This is a genomic window from Eikenella sp. (assembly GCF_057315495.1).
Window position 1 is genome coordinate 13,693 of sequence record NZ_DBHKXY010000033.1, and the last position, 19,434, is coordinate 33,126.

At 56.4% G+C, this 19,434-nt stretch carries 21 protein-coding genes; 15 read left to right on the top strand and 6 right to left on the bottom strand.

The features are described 5' to 3' along the window. The first annotated feature begins 34 nt into the window (after positions 1–34). From ACO6EE_RS05490 to ACO6EE_RS05520, 7 genes are all read left to right on the top strand, one after another. Complete coding sequence (locus ACO6EE_RS05490; RefSeq protein ID WP_485959822.1) at positions 35–400, top strand: hypothetical protein; 366 nt, start codon at positions 35–37, stop codon at positions 398–400. Continuing rightward, positions 397–933 (top strand): hypothetical protein, encoded by a 537-nt coding sequence (locus tag ACO6EE_RS05495; RefSeq protein ID WP_485959823.1) that lies wholly within the window; start codon positions 397–399, stop codon positions 931–933. The genes ACO6EE_RS05490 and ACO6EE_RS05495 overlap by 4 nt, the downstream gene beginning before the upstream one ends. Positions 934–1,023: 90 nt before the next feature. Further along, positions 1,024–1,878: an ABC transporter six-transmembrane domain-containing protein gene (locus ACO6EE_RS05500; protein ID WP_485959825.1), complete on the top strand. Its 855-nt coding sequence runs from the start codon at positions 1,024–1,026 to the stop codon at positions 1,876–1,878. A 412-nt stretch (positions 1,879–2,290) separates the two neighbouring features. Beyond that, complete coding sequence (gene ilvB / locus ACO6EE_RS05505) at positions 2,291–4,069, top strand: biosynthetic-type acetolactate synthase large subunit (protein WP_485959827.1); 1,779 nt, start codon at positions 2,291–2,293, stop codon at positions 4,067–4,069. Then, the gene (ilvN, locus tag ACO6EE_RS05510; protein ID WP_035573514.1) at positions 4,069–4,560 is read left to right on the top strand and encodes an acetolactate synthase small subunit; all 492 of its coding nucleotides are present in this window, start codon (positions 4,069–4,071) and stop codon (positions 4,558–4,560) included. The genes ilvB and ilvN overlap by 1 nt, the downstream gene beginning before the upstream one ends. A 512-nt stretch (positions 4,561–5,072) precedes the next feature. Further along, positions 5,073–6,176, top strand: coding sequence for a 3-phosphoserine/phosphohydroxythreonine transaminase (serC, locus tag ACO6EE_RS05515; RefSeq protein ID WP_485959829.1), 1,104 nt, complete (start codon positions 5,073–5,075; stop codon positions 6,174–6,176). Between the two features lie 236 nt (positions 6,177–6,412). Beyond that, positions 6,413–7,231: a class I SAM-dependent methyltransferase gene (locus ACO6EE_RS05520; protein WP_485959830.1), complete on the top strand. Its 819-nt coding sequence runs from the start codon at positions 6,413–6,415 to the stop codon at positions 7,229–7,231. 97 nt (positions 7,232–7,328) lie between these two features. On the opposite strand, the gene ACO6EE_RS05525 is transcribed toward ACO6EE_RS05520, so the two are convergent. From ACO6EE_RS05525 to ACO6EE_RS05535, 3 genes are all read right to left on the bottom strand, one after another. Next, the gene (locus ACO6EE_RS05525) at positions 7,329–7,694 is read right to left on the bottom strand and encodes a PepSY domain-containing protein (RefSeq protein ID WP_485959832.1); all 366 of its coding nucleotides are present in this window, start codon (positions 7,692–7,694) and stop codon (positions 7,329–7,331) included. 182 nt (positions 7,695–7,876) lie between these two features. Then, entirely contained in the window at positions 7,877–8,230 is a 354-nt protein-coding gene (locus ACO6EE_RS05530) for a YgiW/YdeI family stress tolerance OB fold protein (protein ID WP_485959833.1), read from the bottom strand. A gap of 267 nt (positions 8,231–8,497) precedes the next feature. Then, the gene (locus tag ACO6EE_RS05535) at positions 8,498–9,136 is read right to left on the bottom strand and encodes a c-type cytochrome (protein WP_485959834.1); all 639 of its coding nucleotides are present in this window, start codon (positions 9,134–9,136) and stop codon (positions 8,498–8,500) included. 97 nt (positions 9,137–9,233) lie between these two features. Between ACO6EE_RS05535 and yihA the strand changes: the two genes are divergently transcribed. The 7 genes from yihA (at position 9,234) to xth (ending at position 14,814) form a co-directional block, all read left to right on the top strand. Then, positions 9,234–9,893 carry a ribosome biogenesis GTP-binding protein YihA/YsxC gene (yihA, locus tag ACO6EE_RS05540; RefSeq protein WP_485959836.1) on the top strand — a complete coding sequence of 220 codons (660 nt, stop codon included), beginning with the start codon at positions 9,234–9,236 and terminating at the stop codon, positions 9,891–9,893. Between the two features lie 227 nt (positions 9,894–10,120). Then, the gene (gene tsaE / locus ACO6EE_RS05545) at positions 10,121–10,603 is read left to right on the top strand and encodes a tRNA (adenosine(37)-N6)-threonylcarbamoyltransferase complex ATPase subunit type 1 TsaE (RefSeq protein ID WP_485959837.1); all 483 of its coding nucleotides are present in this window, start codon (positions 10,121–10,123) and stop codon (positions 10,601–10,603) included. Continuing rightward, positions 10,573–11,850 carry an N-acetylmuramoyl-L-alanine amidase gene (locus ACO6EE_RS05550; RefSeq protein ID WP_485959838.1) on the top strand — a complete coding sequence of 426 codons (1,278 nt, stop codon included), beginning with the start codon at positions 10,573–10,575 and terminating at the stop codon, positions 11,848–11,850. Before tsaE ends, ACO6EE_RS05550 begins: the two co-directional genes overlap by 31 nt. 114 nt (positions 11,851–11,964) lie before the next feature. After that, positions 11,965–13,020, top strand: a complete 1,056-nt coding sequence (mltB, locus tag ACO6EE_RS05555; protein ID WP_485959840.1) for a lytic murein transglycosylase B — start codon at positions 11,965–11,967, stop codon at positions 13,018–13,020. A 240-nt stretch (positions 13,021–13,260) separates the two neighbouring features. Continuing rightward, complete coding sequence (fdx, locus tag ACO6EE_RS05560; protein WP_003822051.1) at positions 13,261–13,602, top strand: ISC system 2Fe-2S type ferredoxin; 342 nt, start codon at positions 13,261–13,263, stop codon at positions 13,600–13,602. A 158-nt stretch (positions 13,603–13,760) separates the two neighbouring features. Next, positions 13,761–13,955, top strand: a complete 195-nt coding sequence (gene iscX / locus ACO6EE_RS05565; protein WP_485959843.1) for a Fe-S cluster assembly protein IscX — start codon at positions 13,761–13,763, stop codon at positions 13,953–13,955. 91 nt (positions 13,956–14,046) lie between these two features. Beyond that, positions 14,047–14,814, top strand: coding sequence for an exodeoxyribonuclease III (gene xth, locus ACO6EE_RS05570; RefSeq protein ID WP_485959845.1), 768 nt, complete (start codon positions 14,047–14,049; stop codon positions 14,812–14,814). Between the two features lie 78 nt (positions 14,815–14,892). Here the strand turns inward: xth and pyrC are convergent, their stop codons facing one another. The 3 genes from pyrC to ACO6EE_RS05585 form a co-directional block, all read right to left on the bottom strand. Beyond that, the gene (gene pyrC / locus ACO6EE_RS05575; RefSeq protein ID WP_485959849.1) at positions 14,893–15,930 is read right to left on the bottom strand and encodes a dihydroorotase; all 1,038 of its coding nucleotides are present in this window, start codon (positions 15,928–15,930) and stop codon (positions 14,893–14,895) included. A gap of 120 nt (positions 15,931–16,050) precedes the next feature. Further along, positions 16,051–16,278: a sulfurtransferase TusA family protein gene (locus ACO6EE_RS05580; protein ID WP_485959846.1), complete on the bottom strand. Its 228-nt coding sequence runs from the start codon at positions 16,276–16,278 to the stop codon at positions 16,051–16,053. 169 nt (positions 16,279–16,447) lie between these two features. Then, positions 16,448–17,035 (bottom strand): TetR/AcrR family transcriptional regulator, encoded by a 588-nt coding sequence (locus ACO6EE_RS05585; RefSeq protein ID WP_070632115.1) that lies wholly within the window; start codon positions 17,033–17,035, stop codon positions 16,448–16,450. 157 nt (positions 17,036–17,192) lie between these two features. On the opposite strand from ACO6EE_RS05585, the gene ACO6EE_RS05590 reads away from it, so the two are divergent. Further along, a complete protein-coding gene (locus tag ACO6EE_RS05590; RefSeq protein WP_485959848.1) occupies positions 17,193–19,229 on the top strand; it encodes a TonB-dependent receptor in 2,037 nt (678 codons plus the stop codon). Positions 19,230–19,434: the final 205 nt, after the last annotated feature.

Consider the following 19,434-nt stretch of genomic DNA (forward strand, 5'->3'; position numbering starts at 1 on the left):
CGCCCTCCTATTTAACCAAGAATAAAGAGAAACCATGGATGAACCAAATCTAAACCGCTATGCTCCGCCACGCACTCCTTTGGCGGAACAGGCCCGTGAAGTCGAAACTGACGGCTATTTGGGCGAACCGCAGGCCGTGGGTATGGGGCGGGCGATGGGCTGGCTGCGTGACGCCTGGAGTTTGTTTAAGCAGCGGCTGGGCAAATGGATAGGCGCGATGCTGCTGATTCTGCTTGCCAACGTTGTTATTGCACTTATCCCTATCGCCGGTCCGCTGTTGCAGCCGCTGCTGATGACCTTCCTGTTGGCCGGTGTGGCCTATGCGGCGCAAGACACCGAGCAGTATGGTAATTTCAGTATCGGCGATATTTTTCTACCGGCTTTCGGGAGCGGGTTTTGAGCCTGTTGGGTGTGGGGCTGTTTACTTTTGCCCTAACCTTGCTGTACGGCGCAATCGTTTACTTTGTATTCGGCAGTGATGTGTTGCAAGCATATTTGGACAATGTGCAGGAAGGGATGCCAAACAGCCTGAAGGCCATGAATTTGGTTTTCGCCATTGTTTATTTGTCTCTTACTTTCCTCGCGCCCACGCTGATTATCCTGCAAGATGAAAAGCTGTTCCGCACCATCGGCCTGAGCCTGAAAGGCTTTCTCCGCAACATCGGCGGTGCGTTTTGGTGTTCGCTGCTTATGTTTTTGGCCTTCCTCGGCGTGATATTGAGCGGTGCGGTTTTAACAGGTTTCTTGGGTTCGCTCGCGCCGGCATTGGGTAAAGCCGCCCTGGTGGTGCTGGCCGTTGCCGTGCTGGTCTGCCTGCCGGTGCTGTTTATCCTACCTTATGCGGTGTACCGCGATCTGTTTTTTGAGGGGGGAATAGCCTATTCTTCCATTCCAGGCAACAGGCTACCTGAAAATCTAATGTTCCGGTTTTAGGTGGCCTGTTTTGTATAATATGGGCCGCTGCCAAAAGGCTACCTGAAAAACAAGCTGGTTATCTCAAAAATCTTCCAAACACACCACATCATGCCCTCCCCATCAGCCTTCCAAACCCTCAAAGCCATCGCTGCTCAAAATCGCCGCCGTCTCATCGGAACGTTCTCTCTGGTGGCAGCGGAAAACCTGCTTATCAATACTTATCCGTTGTTTGCCGGCTTCGCCATCAACCAGGTGGTGTCCGGTAGCTTTTGGGGCGCGGCAGGTTATGCGCTGTTGATGATTGTGATTTACAGCGTGTCAGCGGCACGCCGCAGTGTGGATACTCGAGTCTTTGCCAAAATCTATGCCGAAATAGCCGTGCCAGTAATTCTGCGCCAGCGCGAAAGTGGGAGCAGCCATTCGGAAACCGCTGCCCGTGTAGCTCTTTCCCGTGAGTTTGTGGATTTTTTCGAGTTGCACCTCCCCTTGTTTACTACTTCAGTGTTTTCCGCCGTTGGCTCGGTGGTGATGCTGCTGGTGATTGAGTTTTGGGTGGGCGCTGCGGCACTGTTGGTGGCGGCGGTGTTTGCTCTGTTGGTGCCGCGTTTTGCTGCCGTGAACGACCGGCTCTACCACCGCCTGAATAATCGCTTGGAAAAGGAAGTGGATTTGGTGGGTACGGCGAGCGAGCGTATTTTGTCGAGACATTATTCCTTCTCCGCCCGCCTGCGGATTCTGATTTCCAATCGTGAAGCTGCCAGCTTCCTGGCTATAGGGCTGGCGCTGAGCTTCCTGTTCGGTACGGCATTGTTGCTGCTTATCCTCCAAGGTTACGGTAGCGCGGGGCACGTTTATTCCGTAACCACTTATCTGTGGAACTTTGCCATGAGTTTGGACGATAGTCCGCAGCTTTTGGAGCAGTACGCTAAGCTTAAAGATATTGGCAAGCGGGTTGAGGTGTAGTTGTGTTGCGGTTTAGATGGATAGGAAAAGGCTACCTGAAATCCCGTGTTGCTGTTTTCAGGTAGCCTTTGTTTTACAGCATAGCCGCCTGCAGATATTATTCGATAGCTTATTTCCGCTTTTTTAAGTGAAGTGGCATTTTCTTAGTGATTGCTCGGCGTTAGTTAGTTAATCATGCTTCTGATGCAGTATTTTTCCCGCCTGCTCTTGTTTTTTATGCCGTGCTGCGGTATCTTGATTTTCCTTTTTTTACATAAACCCCGCATCTCTTTCGATGGGTGCGGCGTGCAGACTGTTACCGGTTGTTGCCGTTTTGCGTACCTTAAATCCGCCCGGCTTCAGCCAGCGCATTACCATGCCGAGGTAAAGCTGCCGCCGACTGTCGGCTGATGTGCATAAAAGGAGAGGTTTGATGCAATTATCAGGCGCACAAATATTGGTGCAAAGTCTTAAGGCCGAAAACGTGGAATACGTGTTCGGTTATCCCGGTGGCGCGGTTTTGGAAATCTACGACGCTCTCTACCAACTCCACAAATTCGAGCATATTCTGGTGCGCCACGAGCAGGCTGCGGTGCATGCCGCCGATGCCTATGCGCGCGTGAGCGGCAAGGTGGGCGTGGCGCTGGTTACTTCCGGCCCGGGCGCCACCAACGCCATCACCGGCATTGCCACGGCCTATAGCGATTCCATTCCGCTGGTGGTGATTTCAGGCCAGGTGCCTTCGCCCGCGGTGGGCTCGGATGCGTTTCAGGAAATTGATATGGTGGGCATTTCCCGCCCGTGCGTGAAGCACAATTTCCTGGTTACCGAGGTGGACGAAATCGCGCCCACCATCAAAAAGGCGTTTCAAATTGCGCAGAGCGGCCGCCCCGGCCCGGTGGTGGTGGATATCACCAAAGATGCTACGCAGGCGCTTTCTAAGTTCAGCTATCCGCAGGAAGATATTTTTATCCGTTCCTACCAGCCGGTTACGCACGGCCACATCGGCCAGATTAAAAAGGCGGTGCAGATGCTGGCGGCGGCCAAACGCCCGCTGGTGTATTTTGGCGGCGGCGTGATTTTGGGTAATGCGGCCAAACAGCTCACCGAATTGGTACAGCTTCTGAATATCCCCTGCACCGGCACGCTGATGGGTTTGGGCGGCTATCCCGCTTCCGACCGCCGCTTCCTCGGCATGCTCGGTATGCACGGCACATACGAGGCCAACTTGGCCATGCACAATGCCGATGTGATTTTGGCCGTGGGCGCGCGTTTTGACGACCGCGTGATTTCCGTGCCGGCCAAATTCCTGGAACAGCCGAGAAAAATCATCCACATCGATATCGATCCTTCCAGTATCGCCAAGCGCGTGAAGGCCGACGTGCCGATTGTGGGCGACGTGAAAAATGTGTTGGAGGAAATGATCGGCTTGTGGCGCAAGCAGGAATTGCAGTTTAATCCGGCCAATCTGGAAAAATGGTGGCAACGCATCGAAGCTTGGCGCAGCCGCGACTGCCTCTACCTTGAGCCGCGCGAAGACGTTATCCTGCCGCAGCAGGTGATACGCACCCTGGCCGAAGTAACCCAAGGCAATGCCATCGTTACCACCGACGTGGGGCAGCACCAAATGTTTGCCGCGCAGTATTACCCCTTCTCCCAGCCGCGGCAGTGGCTCAATTCTGGCGGCCTGGGCACCATGGGCGTGGGTTTGCCCTATGCCATGGGCGCGTATCTTGCCGCGCCAGACCGCGATATTTGCTGCATTACCGGCGAAGGCTCGGTGCAGATGAACATCCAAGAGCTGGCTACCTGCAAACAATACAACCTGCCGGTGAAAATCATCTGCCTAAACAACGGCTACCTTGGCATGGTGCGCCAATGGCAGGAGCTGTATTACAGCAACCGCGAAGCCGAAACCTATTTCGACACGTTGCCCGACTTTGTGAAACTGGCCGAAGCCTACGGCCATGTGGGCATGCGCATTGAAAAACCGGCCGACGTGGAAGGCGCGCTGCGCGAAGCCCTCGCGCTGAAAGACAGGCTGGTGTTTATGGATTTCGTGGTGGATCGCAAACAAAATGTCTTCCCCATGGTGGGCAACGGCAAAGGTTTGGACGAGATGGTGTTGCCGCCGCATATGCGCGAGCGCAAAGCCGATTCCGATGTAAACGAAGTAACCGACCGCCACTACGACACAAGGAGCGTGCCATGATGCGACACATTTTATCCATCCTGATGGAAAACGAATCCGGCGCCATGAGCCGCGTGGTCGGCCTCTTTTCCGCGCGCGGCTATAACATCGACGCGCTTTCCGTAGCCCCTACCGAAGACCCGACCCTCTCGCGCATGACCATCGTTACCCGCGGTAACGACCAAGTGCTTGAGCAGATTACCAAGCAGCTCAACAAGCTGGTGGAAGTGGTGAAAGTAATCGACTTCAACAATTGCCGCCATGTGGAGCGCGAGCTGATGCTGGTAAAAGTACGCGCCTTGGGCAAAGACCGCGACGAGCTCCTGCGGCTCACCGATATTTACCGAGGCCAGGTGGTGGACGTAACCGATAAGAGCTATGTGATCGAAATCACCGGCACCAGCGATAAGCTCGACAGCTTCCTCGAAACCGTGCCCAAAGGCTTGATTCTAGAAACCGTGCGCACCGGCGCCGCCGGCATCGGGCGCGGCGAGCGGATTTTGAAGATTTGATGTTTGTTTGGTCGGCTTAAAGCCCGCTGTGAATTTTCAGGTAGCCTGTATACCAAGCAGGCTACCTGAAAATATTTATAGTGAATTAACAAAAACCAGTACAGCGTTGGTTCGCCTTGCCGTAACGTGTGTACTGTCTGCGGCTCGCCGCCTTGTCCTGATTTAAATTTAATCCACTATATGAAAGGCTGTTTGAAAGCGCAAATGGGTTTTCAGGTAGCCTTTTGCTGCACAGGCTACCTGAAACCAGCCACTACAACACATACCGAAGACCAAAATAACGACAGGGTGGGATTCACTTGCTGCTATTGAATTGCTGGAGATAAATTCTGTTTTCTATGGATAAACGGTGGAAATCACTTTTCTTGTTTGGAAATTGTAGTTAATAAATAGTTTTTCACTGCTCTGCCGTTTGGTGGGAAATGGCGAAAATCCTTGCTGCAACAGGTTTGCAAACGATAGAATCCCCACCCATTAAGGCATCCTGCCGCAATTTCAATCGAGTTTTTACTGTGGATACCCCGATTTACAACTTCTCCGCCGGCCCGGCCGTGCTGCCCGAATCCGTATTGCGTACCGCGCAAAGCGAAATGTTTGACTACAACGGCACGGGCTTTTCCGTGATGACCATGAGCCACCGCTCCGATGTGTTCATGAGCATCCTCTATCATGCCGAGCAGGATTTGCGCCAGCTCTTGAATATTCCCGATAACTATAAAGTTTTGTTTTTGCAGGGTGGCGCCAGCGCACAGTTCAACATGACCGTGATGAATCTGAGCAACGGCTTTAAGCGCGTCGATTCGGTGGTGAGCGGCAACTGGAGCCGCATCGCCCATCAGGAAATGGGCAAATTGTCGGATGTAAACATCCATCTGGCCGCGCATGGCGGCGAGCAGTTTGATTACACCGACCTGCCGCCGGTTGCGTCTTGGGATATCGATCCGAGCTCCGCTTTCGTGCATTTTGTGATTAACGAAACCGTGCACGGCCTGCAATATCATGAAGTGCCCAAACTGGGCGTGGACATGCCACCCTTGGTGTGCGATATGTCGAGCGAGATTCTTTCCCGCCGCATCAATGTGGCCGATTTCGGCGTGATTTATGCAGGCGCACAGAAAAATATCGGTCCTTCCGGCACCACCATCATCATCATTCGTGAAGATCTGCTCGATCGCTGTTCCAGCCGCGTGCCTGATGTGTGGAACTATCGTTCGCACATCGAGCGCCAAGGCATGTATAACACCCCCGCCACCTATCCCATCTACATTTCCGGCCTCGTATTCCGCTGGCTGCAGTCGCAGGGCGGGGTAGGGCAGATGGAAACCATCAACACCCTCAAAGCCAAAACACTGTATGCCGCCATCGACAACAGCGGCGGCTTCTACCGTAACCGTGTTGCATCTGCCGCCCGCTCCAAAATGAACGTGATCTTCACCACCGGCAACAAGGAATTGGACGAACTCTTCGTTCAAGAATCCACCACCCGCGGCCTGCGCCTGCTGGGCGGCTACAAGAGCATGGGCGGCATGCGTGCCAGCATCTACAACGCCATGCCCTTGCAAGGGGTAGAAGCGCTGATTGAATTTATGCGTGAATTTCAGAAGCGCTATGGCTGATGCGTGTTTAAAGTAATTCTCTTAAGTGATTGTTTTTATTTTGTGATTGGCTTATTCCGCAGGGAGAAGCCAGGGCATTGGCGATAGGCGTATAATGAGGCTACCTGATAATTATTTTCAGGTAGCCTCTGTTTTTACTTCACGAAAGCCTCGTTTGAGCTTTGAGAAATTCTTTCAGGTGGCCTCTTATTTGGTTTGTTTCTGGTGTGCAAACAAATAGTTAACAGGAGAAAGCCATGATTAAAATCGAAAACGCCATCAGCGAAACCCTGCTGATTCCTCTCTATATGAAATACCGTGCCTCCCAGCAGGCCAACCCCATCCTTATCGATCCCGCTGCTTGCCGGCTGGTGCCGCAGATCGACTATGATTTTGCCAAGTTCGACCGCGCCAAGCCCACCCTCATCGGTACAGCCATCCGAGCCCGCTATTTCGACCAGCTCACCGCCGATTTCATCCGCCGCCAAAGCAATCCTGTGGTGGTCATCCTGGGCTGCGGGCTGGACAGCCGCTGCGAACGCATCGGTAGCGAAGCAGACGGTGTGCCGTTTTATCAGCTCGATTTGGAAGACGTGATTCAATGGCGGCGCGCCATTTTGCCGCCGCAAAGCAACGAAACCCTGATTGCCGCCTCTGCCTTCGACACCGAGTGGATGGACGAGTTGCATGCCCGCCACCCCGATGCCCAATTCCTGTTCGTGATTGAAGGCGTGCTGATGTATTTTTCCAATGAAATGGTACGCACATTATTCCAAAACCTAGCTGCCCGTTTCCACGGCAGTGAAATCGCCTTCGATATGTGCAACAGCTGGACAGTGAAAAACTCTGCCCGCCACGATGCCATGAAGCACGTTAGCGCCCGCTTTGAATCCTTTTGCGACAATGTGCGTGAGCCAGAGCAATGGGCAGACAACCTGCATTTCATTTCCAACCGCTATATCGTGGGCGATTTCCCTGCCGAATGGAAACGAATCGGTTTCGTTTCCAGCCTGATTATGCGCCTGGTGCGCGTTATCCGCGAAAGCAGCCGCATGTTGCATTATCGGATTGAGTAAGTGCGATCTTGCCCTTGCTTGGGCGGAAATAAAGGCTACCTGAAAACTTGTGTTGCGCGTTTTCAGGTAGCCTTTATACGTTGGATAGGCAAGCGGTTTAATCGTCGGGATCGAATTTGGAAGAAAGGATGCGGCCGCTGCGGGCGTCTACAATCACTTCATAATCGCCGCGCCGACCGTCTAAATCCACTTCATACACGCGGCGGCCGCGCCAGGTGGTGAGGTCCACGTCGGTTACGCGGGCGCGGGTGTGGCGGGCGGCGATGTTGGCGGCACGGGTGCTCGAAATATAGCCTGCCTGCCGATAGCGGCCGGGCTGGTGGCCGCGGCGTACCCGATGCTCTTGCGAGTAGCGGTGGTAATGATCGTCGTCATCGTAATCGTTGTGGTCGGCCAGGGCGGGCAGGGAAACGGCCATGATGGTGGCGGCCAGCAATAGGAGGGAGGGTTTGCGTGCTGACATCGGCTTTCCTTTCACAGTTTGGGGATTGGGGAAAACGGAACAGGCTACCTGAAAAATATGTCGGCAGTTCGAACGAAACTTAATATGCCCGTTGCCATTCTGTTGAAGCGGGCATTTTGGCTTTGCAGAAATGTACTTCGTTTAAACTGCGTTGAAGCTTCGTTTTCAGGTAGCCTCTTTGCTTACTGGATACGGGTAACGGATTTTACGTCTACTTCGGTGCGGCGCCATTCTTGGTCGATTTCGGCTTCGAGGCGCACTTTGTCGCGCGGGGTAACGTTCAGGCCGCGCCATACGTCGTCGTCGATTTCCACTTCGATGCGGCCGCTGGCATCGCGGAAGATGTAGTGTTCGTGGCGCACTTGGCGTTCGATGTAGCCTTCTAAGGTAACATAGCTGTCGTCCGGTACGCTGCGCAGGGCAGAAACGCGGGTTACACTGTTTTGGTAGCCAGGTGCTTGGCCATTTTCGGAGAAGCCGGCGGAAGCGGTGGCGGATACGGCCAACATGGCGGTGAGGAGCAGAGCGTTTTTCATGGTGTTTTCCTTTATTCAAGATTGGGGGGAGGTAAAAGCGACAACCGGTGTTGCCTGAGTTGATGGCTTGCATTATAGGTAGGCAAGCTTAGCGGAAAATTAGGGCTGCGTGAAAAAATGTAAATTATGCAGATTGGCAAAAGGCTAGCTATGATGAAATTTAAATCAGGGCAAGGCGAGCCAAAGCCGCATGGGTTTCAATTCCATCCGCTGCAAAACAATCCGGCCGTATCCATTGCAGAATACGGCCGGACGGAATGATACGGCTTATTGCAAACCTTGAATAAAGTTGCCTACGGCATCCATTTCTTCGTTGCTCATGCGTTTGGCAATGTCGCCCATAATGGAGTTGGTGCGTTGGCCACTTTGATAGGAGTGCAGTTGGTCCACCACATAAGATTTGTGTTGGCCGGCCAGGCGCGGGTAGGCTACTGCGCCGTCTTTCAGGGTTTGGTTGCCCGGAATGCCTGCGCCGCCGGGGCCGTGGCACGACATGCAGGCAGGCAAGCCTTTAGCCGGCAAGCCGCCGCGGAAAATGCGCGCACCTAATTCCGGATTTTCTTTGGGATTGCTTTCGCCGGATTTCGGGATTTGGCGGGTGAGGTAGGCGGCAGCATCGGAGATGTCTTTGTCGCTCAGGTTTTGTACCAGCGGGCGCATGGTAACGGCTGCGCCGGTGTTGCGGTCGCCGTTTTTAATGGCCAGGGTTTGCTGGATGATGTAGGCGGGATGTTGGGCCGATAGGCGCGGATAGGTGGCGATGTTGGTGTTGCCGTCTGCACCGTGACAGGCAGCGCACACCGTATCAACCACCCGCTTGCCGTTGTTCATGTCGGCGGCGGGCGGTGCAGCCAAGGTGAAGCCGGAAACGGCCAGCAGTAGGCCGGTTAAGGTAGTGTGTTTCATGTATATGCTCCAAATCGGCGGGGCAGGAGGCCGCCGCCCAATACTCTGTTTTTATAAACGTGGTATTCTATACTAAATTTTACTTTTTGTTCCAGCCATGCCGCTTTTTAAAAACGCTAAATTTTATACCACCGTTAATCACTTAAAAGACCTGCCCGATACCCCTGCTGAAATTGCCTTCGTAGGGCGCAGCAATGCCGGCAAATCAAGCGCCATCAATACGCTCACCGCCCACACCCGCCTGGCTTATGTTTCCAAAACTCCAGGCCGCACCCAGCATATCAACTTCTTCAGCCTGGCTAATGGGCACTATATGGTGGATTTGCCCGGCTACGGCTATGCCCAAGTGCCCGAAGCCGTGCGCGCACATTGGGTGCAGCTACTCGGCGGCTACCTGCAAACCCGCGCCCAGCTTATCGGGTTGGTGTTGGTGATGGATGCACGCCACCCGCTCAAAGAATTGGACAAACAAATGTTGGAATTTTTCGCCAGCACTGGTAAACCAGTGCATATTTTGTTGTCGAAAGCCGACAAACTTTCCAAAAACGAGCAGATTAAAACCCTCGCTGCCGTGCGCCGCGCCCTCCAGCCTTTTGCCGAGCGGCAGGCGGTGGGTGTGCAACTGTTTTCCAGCTTGAAAAAACAGGGCATGGAGGAAGTGGGTGCCGTGGTGGCTGCATGGTTTGCGCAATGGGAGGCAGAACATGCCCTGCCGGAGAACGAGCAGGTTGCCGAAAACGGAGAAGAGGCTACCTGAAAAACGAAATAATCGGAAATTGAGTAGCCCGTGGCTGAAACCATATATTTTCCATGCTGGGTAAGCCAGCACCTTATGAAGTGATGTGCCCCGCAGCAGAGCGAAACCGATTTTCAGGTAGCCTCAGTTCAGGCTACCTTAGAACTTGCCAAAGCAGTGCCGACAGGCTGGCTGAAAGCCGCGCGGCTTAAACTTTCCCAACAGTATTTCAGGTTATAATCCGCCGCATGCAAAACTCCCTCTCTCTCTTTCTCAACGGCGAAGCCGCCACCGAAGCCTTCGGCCAGCGCATTGCGCCCGATTTGGCCGCACCGCTGGTGGTGTGGCTGGAAGGCGATTTGGGCGCGGGCAAAACCACGCTGGTGCGCGCCATTTTGCGCCGGCTGGGGCATGCCGGCGCAGTGAAAAGCCCCACCTATGCCATTGTGGAAAGCTACCGGCCAAACGGCCTGGCGGTAAACCATTTCGATCTATACCGCTTTGCCGCGCCGGAAGAGTGGGAAGATGCCGGGCTGGGCGAACTGTTTGCCGAGCCCGCCCTCCATTTCATCGAATGGCCGCAACGCGCTGCAGACTTCGTGCCCGCAGCCGATTTGCACATTGCACTGCAAAATAGCGGCAGCGGCCGTGTCTGTACTCTTTCCGCCGATTCTGAAAACGGCAAGCAACTTATCAAATTATGGCAAAACTTACCCGCCGAACTTTCCTAAGCAGCGGCGCCGGCCTGCTGCTCCTGAGCATCGTGCCCACGGTCGAAGCACACGGTACGCCGCAGTTTGTGGCCGTGCGCATTTGGCCGGCCTCTTCCTACACCCGCGCCACGCTCGAATCCACCCGCCCCCTGCAGCATAAATATTTCCTGCTGGACAACCCGCGCCGCCTGGTGGTGGACATTCAGGGCGCGAGCCTCGACAGCGTGGTGCAGAGCCTGCCGCAGAAGCTCAGCCGCAGCGATCCGTATGTGGCCGGCATCCGCGTGGGACAATTCAACCCCGATACCATCCGCGTGGTGATGGATTTGAAAACCGCCGTAAACCCGCAAGTGTTTGCGCTCACGCCGGTGGCCAATTTCAAACACCGCTTGGTGATCGACCTCTATCCCACCCAGGCCGTGGCGCTGGCGCAGGAAGCGAACGACCCGCTGATGGCACTCCTGCAAGACTACACCAACGGCCGCATCCGCCAAGACGGCACCGCCACCGCGCAGGCGCAAACCACCAGCGTGCCGCCGGTACAAAACCATGCTAGCGGCAATCGGCGCGGCAACCGCAAGCTGGTGGTGATGCTCGATCCCGGCCACGGCGGCGAAGATTCCGGCGCCATCGGCCCCAGCGGCTTGCGCGAAAAAGACGTGGTGCTTTCGATTGCACGCGAAGCCAAACGCGAAATGGAGCGGCTCGGCTATCAGGTGTACATGACGCGCAACGAAGACGTGTTTATCCCGCTGGGTGTGCGCGTGGCCAAGGCGCGCAGCCGCAAAGCCGATATTTTCATTTCGATTCATGCCGATGCCTTTACCACGCCGCAGCCGCGCGGCACCGGCGTGTATGCCTTAAGCCGGGGCCGGGCCACCAGCGCCGCCGCCCGCTGGTTGGCGCAATCGCAAAACGCTTCCGACCAAATCGGCGGCATCCGCGTGAGCGGCAACCGGCAGGTGGACCACACACTGTTTGATTTGGTGCAAACCGCCACCATCAACGACAGCCTGCGTCTGGGCAAATCGGTGCTCGATGAAATGGGCAAAATCAACCGCCTGCACAAAGGCCACGTGGATCAGGCCGGCTTTGCTGTGCTCAAGGCGCCGGATATTCCGTCGATCTTGGTGGAAACTGCCTTCATTTCCAACCCCACCGAAGAGCAGATGCTGGCCAGCAGCCAGTTCCGCCAAAAAGCCGCCCGCGCCATTGCCGCCGGGGCGCAGCAATATCTCGCCACGGCCGCGGTGGCAAGGCGTTAGCTGCCTGGCCGGCAAGTTTTAAAGGCTACCTGAAAGTTTTCAGGTAGCCTTTGCATTCGCGCCGGGTTGGCTGCCTGTGCTACACTTCATGCATTATTTGTTTGCTTGGAAATCATGATGAAATTGAAATTTGCCCCCGCTTTAGCCGTTTTGTGTGTGCTGGCCGCCTGCAGCAGCGAGCAGCCGATTCCGCCTGTGCCGGAGGGGCAGAAGGTGGTGCCGGAAGCATCGGCTTTGCCGGTGTCGGAAACCGGGTTCAGCCAAAATGCCGAGGTGCAGCGCTTTATCCGGCAGCAGGCCGGATTGGGCGTGATGGGCGAAGGGCAGTTGCAGCAGTTTTTCGCGCAGTCGGTGTATAAGGGCAATATTGTCAACATCATGAACCGCCCCGGCACGTCGCGCCCGTGGTATGAATTCCGCAGCGGCAATGCCGGTGCGGGCAAAATCAACGGCGGCCGCCGCTTCTACCAGCAATACCGCCAAGTGCTCGACCAAGTAGCGCGCGAATACGGCGTGCCGGCGGAAGTGTTGGTGGCGATTGTGGGCATCGAAACGAATTACGGCAGCAATATGGGCAGCTTCCGCCTGGCCGATTCGCTGCCCACGCTGGCGTTCGGCTATCCGCGCCGTGGTGAGTTTTTCCAGCAGGAGCTGCATGAATTCCTGCTGATGGCCAAAGAAGAAGGACGCGATCCGTTTAGCTTCACCGGCAGCTACGCCGGGGCGATGGGGATGCCGCAGTTTATGCCGTCGAGCTACCGCAAATGGGCGGTGGATTACGATGGCGACGGCCAGCGCAACATTTGGGGCAGCGTGCCGGATGTGGCGGCTTCGGTGGCCAACTATCTGAAGGCACACGGCTGGCAGCGCGGCGGCAAGGTAATGGTGCCGGTGTCGATGGTGCCCACGCCGGAATTGCTGGCGCTGATTGATGAAAAAACTGCGCTGAACAAAACCGTTGGCGAGCTGCGTCGGATGGGGGTAACGCCGCTGGAGGAAGTGGCCGACCATGAAAAAGCCTTGCTGTTTCGCTTGGAAACCGCGCCCGGCCAGTATGATTACTATATCGGCCTGAACAATTTCTTCGCCGTTTGGCAATACAACCACAGCCGCCTGTATGTGAGCGCGGTGCGCGAAATCGCCAACGGCGTGGGCGGCGGCAAGCTGTAAGCCCCGTTGCAATAGAGGCTACCTGAAAAGCGATTGGCTGGTTTCAGGTAGCTTTTGGTTTGCATGAACAAAACGAAGTTTCCGAAGGAAGCTGAGTTTCTGCGAAGCTAAAAACGTTATTTTTGCAGTTTAAGCCATCTGTGTAGCGATAGAGGCTACCTGAAAAGCAATCAACTGTTTTCAGGTAGCCTTTTCCGTTACAATACGCCACTCAAAAATTCAGCCAAGAAAGCACACACCATGCCCAAAGTAACCGTCTTGCCGCACAGCGAATTGTGCCCCGAAGGCAAAATCATCGAAAACGCCCCCGAAGGCGAAAGCATTTGCAGCCTGTTGCTCGACAACGGCATCGAAATCGAGCACGCCTGCGAGCAATCCTGCGCTTGCACCACCTGCCACGTGATCGTGCGCCAAGGCTTCGACAGCCTGGAAGAACCGAGCGAAATCGAAGAAGACCTGCTCGACCAAGCCTGGGGCTTGGAAGCCGAATCGCGCTTGAGCTGCCAGGCCAAAGTGGCCGGCGAAGACTTGGTGGTGGAAATCCCCAAATACACCATCAACCATGCCCGCGAGCATCATTAAGCCTGGCGCTCCCCAGCCGCCGGCCGTACACATCTATAGTGAATTAAATTTAAACCAGTACAGCGTTGGCTCGCCTTGCCGTACTATTTGTACTGTCTGCGGCTCGCCGCCTTGTCCTGATTTAAATTTAATCCACTATAGTTTCAGGTAGCCTCATCATGAAATGGACCGACACCCAACGCATCGCTGAAGAGCTCTTCGACCGCCATCCCGAAATCGACCCGAAAGCCGTCCGCTTCACCCGGCTGCGCCAGCTCATCCTCGATTTGCCCGAGTTTGACGACGACCCGCAGCGTTGCGGCGAGCGCATCCTCGAAGCCGTGCAGCAGGCTTGGATAGACGAAGCCGAATAAGCAGATTTCAATTTTGTTGCAACACTTACTTTTCAGGTAGCCTCACTATCGATGCAGGCTACCTGAAAAATTCATTCCGAAAGCAAACGCCATGAAAATCGCCACTTGGAACGTCAACTCCCTCAAAGTGCGCCTGCCGCACGTGAGCGACTGGCTGATTCAGCATCAGCCTGATGTGCTCTGCCTGCAAGAGCTCAAGCTGGATCAAGACCAGTTTCCACTCTCCGCTTTTGAAATGCTCGGCTACCGCGCCGTGTGGAGCGGGCAGAAAACCTACAACGGCGTAGCCATCCTGAGCAAAGAAGAAGCACAAGACGTGCACACCGGCCTGCCCGCCCTGCCAAACGACCCGCAGCAGCGCGTGATTGCCGCCACCATCGGCGGCGTGCGCGTGGTGGACGTATATTGTGTGAACGGCGAAGCCGTGGGCAGCGAAAAATTTGCCTATAAGCAGCAATGGTTTGCCGCGCTGGCCGAATTCATCCGCAGCGAATTGGCGCAGCATCCGGAATTGGTGCTGCTCGGCGATTTCAACATCGCCCCCGCCGATTTGGATGTGTACGACCCCGAAAAATGGCAGGGCAAAATCCTCTGCTCCGCCGAAGAGCGCGCCTGGTTCCAAACCCTGCTCGACCTCGGCCTCACCGACAGCCTGCGCCGCCTGCACCCCGCCGAACCGCTCTACACCTGGTGGGACTACCGCATGAATATGTTCCGCCGCAAACTCGGCCTGCGCATCGACCACATCCTCGCCAGCCAAGCCCTGCTGCCGCGCCTTGCCGCCGCCGGCGTAGACACCGCACCGCGCGCGCTGGAACGCCCCAGCGACCACGCGCCGGTGTGGGCAGAGTTTGAATAGCACATCGTTGCTGCAATGAAAAGGCTACCTGAAAAATTTCAGGTAGCCTTTTTGTATCAAAATCAGAGCGGGCGGGGCTTACGATTGCATCGTCCAAGCCACGCTGCCACCGGCGCGCATGGGGACGAGGTTGCCGCCATTGCCGATGGGGAAGCTGTTGGGCACGGTTTGCGCTTGTTTCACCAGGGTGATGGTGTCGGTGTTTTCGGGCAGACCGTAGAAGCGGGCGCCGTTTTTCGAGGCGAAGGCTTCGAGTTTGTCGAGCGCGCCGATTTGCTCGAAGGCTTCGGCGTAGAGCTCGATGGCGGTGGCGGCGCTGAACATGCCGGCGCAGCCGCAGGCGTTTTCTTTGGCGTGTTGCGGGTGCGGTGCGGAGTCGGTGCCGAGGAAGAATTTGTGCGATTGCGCGCCGGATACGGCTCCAAGCAGGGCTTGGCGGTGGCTTTCGCGTTTGAGCACGGGCAGGCAGTAGTGGTGTGGATGCACGCCGCCCACCAAAAGGTCGTTGCGGTTGAGCAGCAGGTGCTGCGGGGTAATGCTGGCGGCGAGGTTTTCGCCGCTTTGGCACACGAGGCGGGCGGCTTCGGCGGTGGTGATGTGTTCGAACACGGTTTTGAGGCCTGGCACTTTATTCAGCACGGGCAGGAGGATGCGTTCGATGAATGCGGCTTCGCGGTCGAAGATGTCGATGGCGGGGTCGGTTACTTCGCCGTGCACCAGGAAGCGCATATCCTGGGCGGCAATTTCTTCGAGCACGGGCAGGAGTTTGAACAGATCGGTTACGCCGCTGTCGGAATTGGTGGTGGCACCGGCAGGGTAGAGTTTGAAGGCGACGATGCCGGCGGCTTTGGCTTCTCGTACCAGAGCAGGGGTGGCGTGGTCGGTGAGATAGAGCGTCATCAACGGTTGGAAGCGGCTGCCGGCGGGCAGGGCGGCGAGGATGCGTTCGCGGTAGGCCAAGGCATCGGCCACGCTAATCACCGGTGGCTTGAGGTTGGGCATGATCACGGCGCGGCCCATCTGGCGGGCGGTGTGCGGCAAAACGTGGTGCAGGGTGTCTCCGTCGCGCAGGTGCAGGTGCATATCGTCGGGGCGGAGGAGGGTGAGGGTTTGCATGGCGGGCTTTCTTGGTTGGATAGATAGTGTTTTCAGGTAGCCTTGGGATGCTGGGCGGATAAGGCTACCTGAAAGGGTATGTTGCAAGATTGGTTAAAACGATGTTGCGGCAAAGCCGGGCTATTTGTGTTGGATGACCAAAACGAACACGCCGTTATCCGTGCCGGAAGTGAGCAGTTGGTGGCCGGTTTGGCGGCAGAAGGCGGCAAAGTCGTCGGGGGCGCCGGGGTCGGTGGCGCGCACGGAAAGTATCTGCCCTGCTTCCAAAGTGGCCAGTGCTTTTTTGGCGCGAAGGATGGGCAGGGGGCATTTAAGGCCGGTGAGGTCGAGCTCTAGGGTAGGGGGCATGGCGGTGGTTTCGATGTGATTGATGGGAGTGGATTATAACGCGGGCCGGGCTTGGGGTGAGCATGAGAAGAGGCTACTTGGAGTTTCAGCACCGCAGAAACTCTCAGAACTTGTTTTAACTTCGTTGAAGCTGATGCTTTCAGGTAGCCTTTTGTTTAGCCTGGCTGCCTTATTCTGCTTCTCGGCTGGTGAGGCCGTAGAGCAGGAGTTGCAATATATCCTGTGGCAGTCGTTGCGGGGAGGGGGCGTAGAGTTCGGCGAGACAGGGTTGTCGCATGAGGCTGTCCATTTGGCGGATGAAGAGGTCGATGAGTTCGGGCGGCAGGCTGTGGTGGATGAGTTTGCGCTGTTGCAGGGTGTGGAAAAAGCTGCGCATAAACTGATATTTCTCTTCTTCCATGCTGCGGAAAAAGCGTTCCAGTTCTAAATCGGCTACGTTGGTGATGTCGTCGAGCACGGGCGCGGAATAGAGCTCGGCCAAGGATTCGCGCTGGATGGCAAACAGAGCGGCAGCAGCTTCCTCTAGGCTGCATTGCTGCACCAGCAGGCCTTCGAGTCGGCTGCGTACGCATTCTTTCTGCTCGGCAAATAGTTCCTGCACCAGCGCGTTTTTGCCGGAGTAATATTTGTAGAAGGTTACGCGGCTGGTGTGGGCGGCGGAGCAAATGGCTTCTACGGAAACGGCGGCAAAGCCTTGTGTATAAAATAGGTTTTTAGCTGCTTCGCGCAATGCCTGTCGTTTTTTACTGATAGCCATGGGTTTAACTGCTTCCTTATACGTTTACTGAATATTGTCGATAATCGCTTGCATTATCTTTTACTGCTTTCTATAATTTACAGTATATGTATATTTAATGTAAATCTGTAAATATTAATTGCACTCACTGAGCCGTAACAATATAAGGATAATTGCTGTGAAACCCCGTGTCCGTCCCAGCGCCTGCCTGCTTGCCCTGCTGGCTGCCACCCCATATTTCGCCCACGCCGAAGAAACCGATGCCGCCGCGCAACTGCCCGATATTGTGGTGACTGGCGAGCGCGGCAGCCGCACCGTGTTCCAAACCGGCACATCGCACAATGTGTTCACCGCGCCGGATATCGACCGCAGCGGCCACAAGCTTTCCACCACCGACCTGCTCAAGCAAACCGTCAACACCGTGGATTTGGGCAGCGGCAACGATTTGCCCACCGTGCGCGGCGTGGACGGTTCCGGCCCGGCGGTGGGTGCGGTGGCATTCTTCGCCGGTACGCGGCCGCGTTTGAATTTGTCGATAGACGGCCGCTCCGCCACTTATAACGAATATGCCTTCGGCACGCAATCGCTGTGGGATATGCGGCAGGTGGAAGTCTTGCGCGGGCCGCAGAGCCTGGTGCGCGGGCAGAACGCCGTAGCCGGCGCCATCGTGATGCGGTCCAACGACCCGACTCAGGAATGGGAAGGCGCGGTGCGCTTGGGCGCGGGCAACCAGAAAACCCGCAACGGCGCGCTGATGGTATCCGGCCCGATTGTGAAAAACAACCTCGCCTTCCGCCTGAGTGCCGAGCGCCAGCAGCGCGAAAGCTACGAACCCTTCGTGCATTACGACCCCGCAGGCAACCCGCGCCGCGTGGAAAACACCAATATCCGCTTCAAGCTGCTCTTCACGCCCGAGGCCTATCCCAACTTCCTCAGCCGCCTCACCTTCAACTACATTAAATCGCGCGCCCCGCAAAATGAAATCATGGGCAACACCGCCAGCGCCCGCTTCCTGCCGCAGAAGCCCGTATTTGAAACCGGCTCCCGCTCCGGCATTTGGGATGTTTCCTGGCAGGTTAGCGACAGCTTCAAGCTCGAAAACAAGCTGGTGTACGCCCGTTATGACAACGACCGCATCCACCTGCCCATGTCCGTGCACCCGCAAGGCGTGCCCGCTACCCTGCGCGGCCACGAAGTGCAGTGGGAGCCCGTATTGCACTACCGCCCCGAAGGCGGCAGCGTGAAAGGCCTGGCCGGACTGTATTTCTTCCGCAGCAGCCAAGACGAAACCGTAGACATCCGCAGTGTGGGCGGGCGCAACGAGTTTAGCGACACCAACCGCGTGTATGCCGCCTTTGCCGAAGCCGATTGGCAGTTCGCCCCGCAATGGAACCTCACCCTTGCCGGCCGCCTTGAGCGCGAAGAACACCAACGCCACGGCGGCGGTGCCAGCCTGCGCCTGGATTTGGACAAAGGGCAAACCGTATTTCTGCCCAAAATCGATCTTTCCTACCGCCCGGGCGAACACTTCACCGCCGGCCTCAAGCTCGCGCGCGGCTACAACCCCGGCGGTGCAGGCATCACCTTCGGCCGACCCGTGCTCACCTACGCCTACCAGCCCGAATACATCAACAACATCGAGCTCTACACCCGCTGGCGCACGCCCGACCGGCGGCTCGAGCTGAGCGGCAACCTTTTTGCCAACCGCTACAAAGACATGCAGCTCCCCTTCTACCTCGGGCCCAGCTCCGTGGTGATCCGCAACGCCAACAGCGTGCAAACCTACGGCGCGGAAATGCAGGCAGGCTGGCAGGCGCTCGACAGCCTGCGCCTCACCGCCGGGCTCGGCCTTTTGCACACCGACATCCGCCGCTACCCCGGCAGCGGCATCGAAGGCAACCGCTTAGGCCGCGCCCCGCGCTACACCGCCACCTTGGGCGTAGCCTGGAAGCACCCCTCCGGCTGGGAGGCCGGCGGCGACGCCCGCTTCAGCGGCTACTACTCCGCCGCCAACAACGCCGAAGTCGGGCGTATCAAACGCTACGGCCAGCTCAACCTCTACGCCGCCTACAACTTCAAATACGGTCGCGTATCGATGTATGCCGACAACGTGTTCAACAGCCGCCGCCCGATATTCGTGTCCACCAACGACCGCTACGACTCGCTCTACCAACGCCCCCGCGCCATCGGCGTGAGCACCGAATTGCGGTTTTAGGCAAAACGAAGGCTACCTGAAAGCACAGCTTCAACGAAGTTAAAAGGCAGCCTCCGAATGAGGCCGGGTTTCTGCGGAGCTAAAGCGCGAACTTCAACGGAGCGAACGCGGCAAATAATTTTCAGGTAGCCTGTTTGCGGCACGATCAGGTGTAGAAACCCGTAGCGTTGTTTACAGTATTTCCAGGAGAATACTGAAACATGAA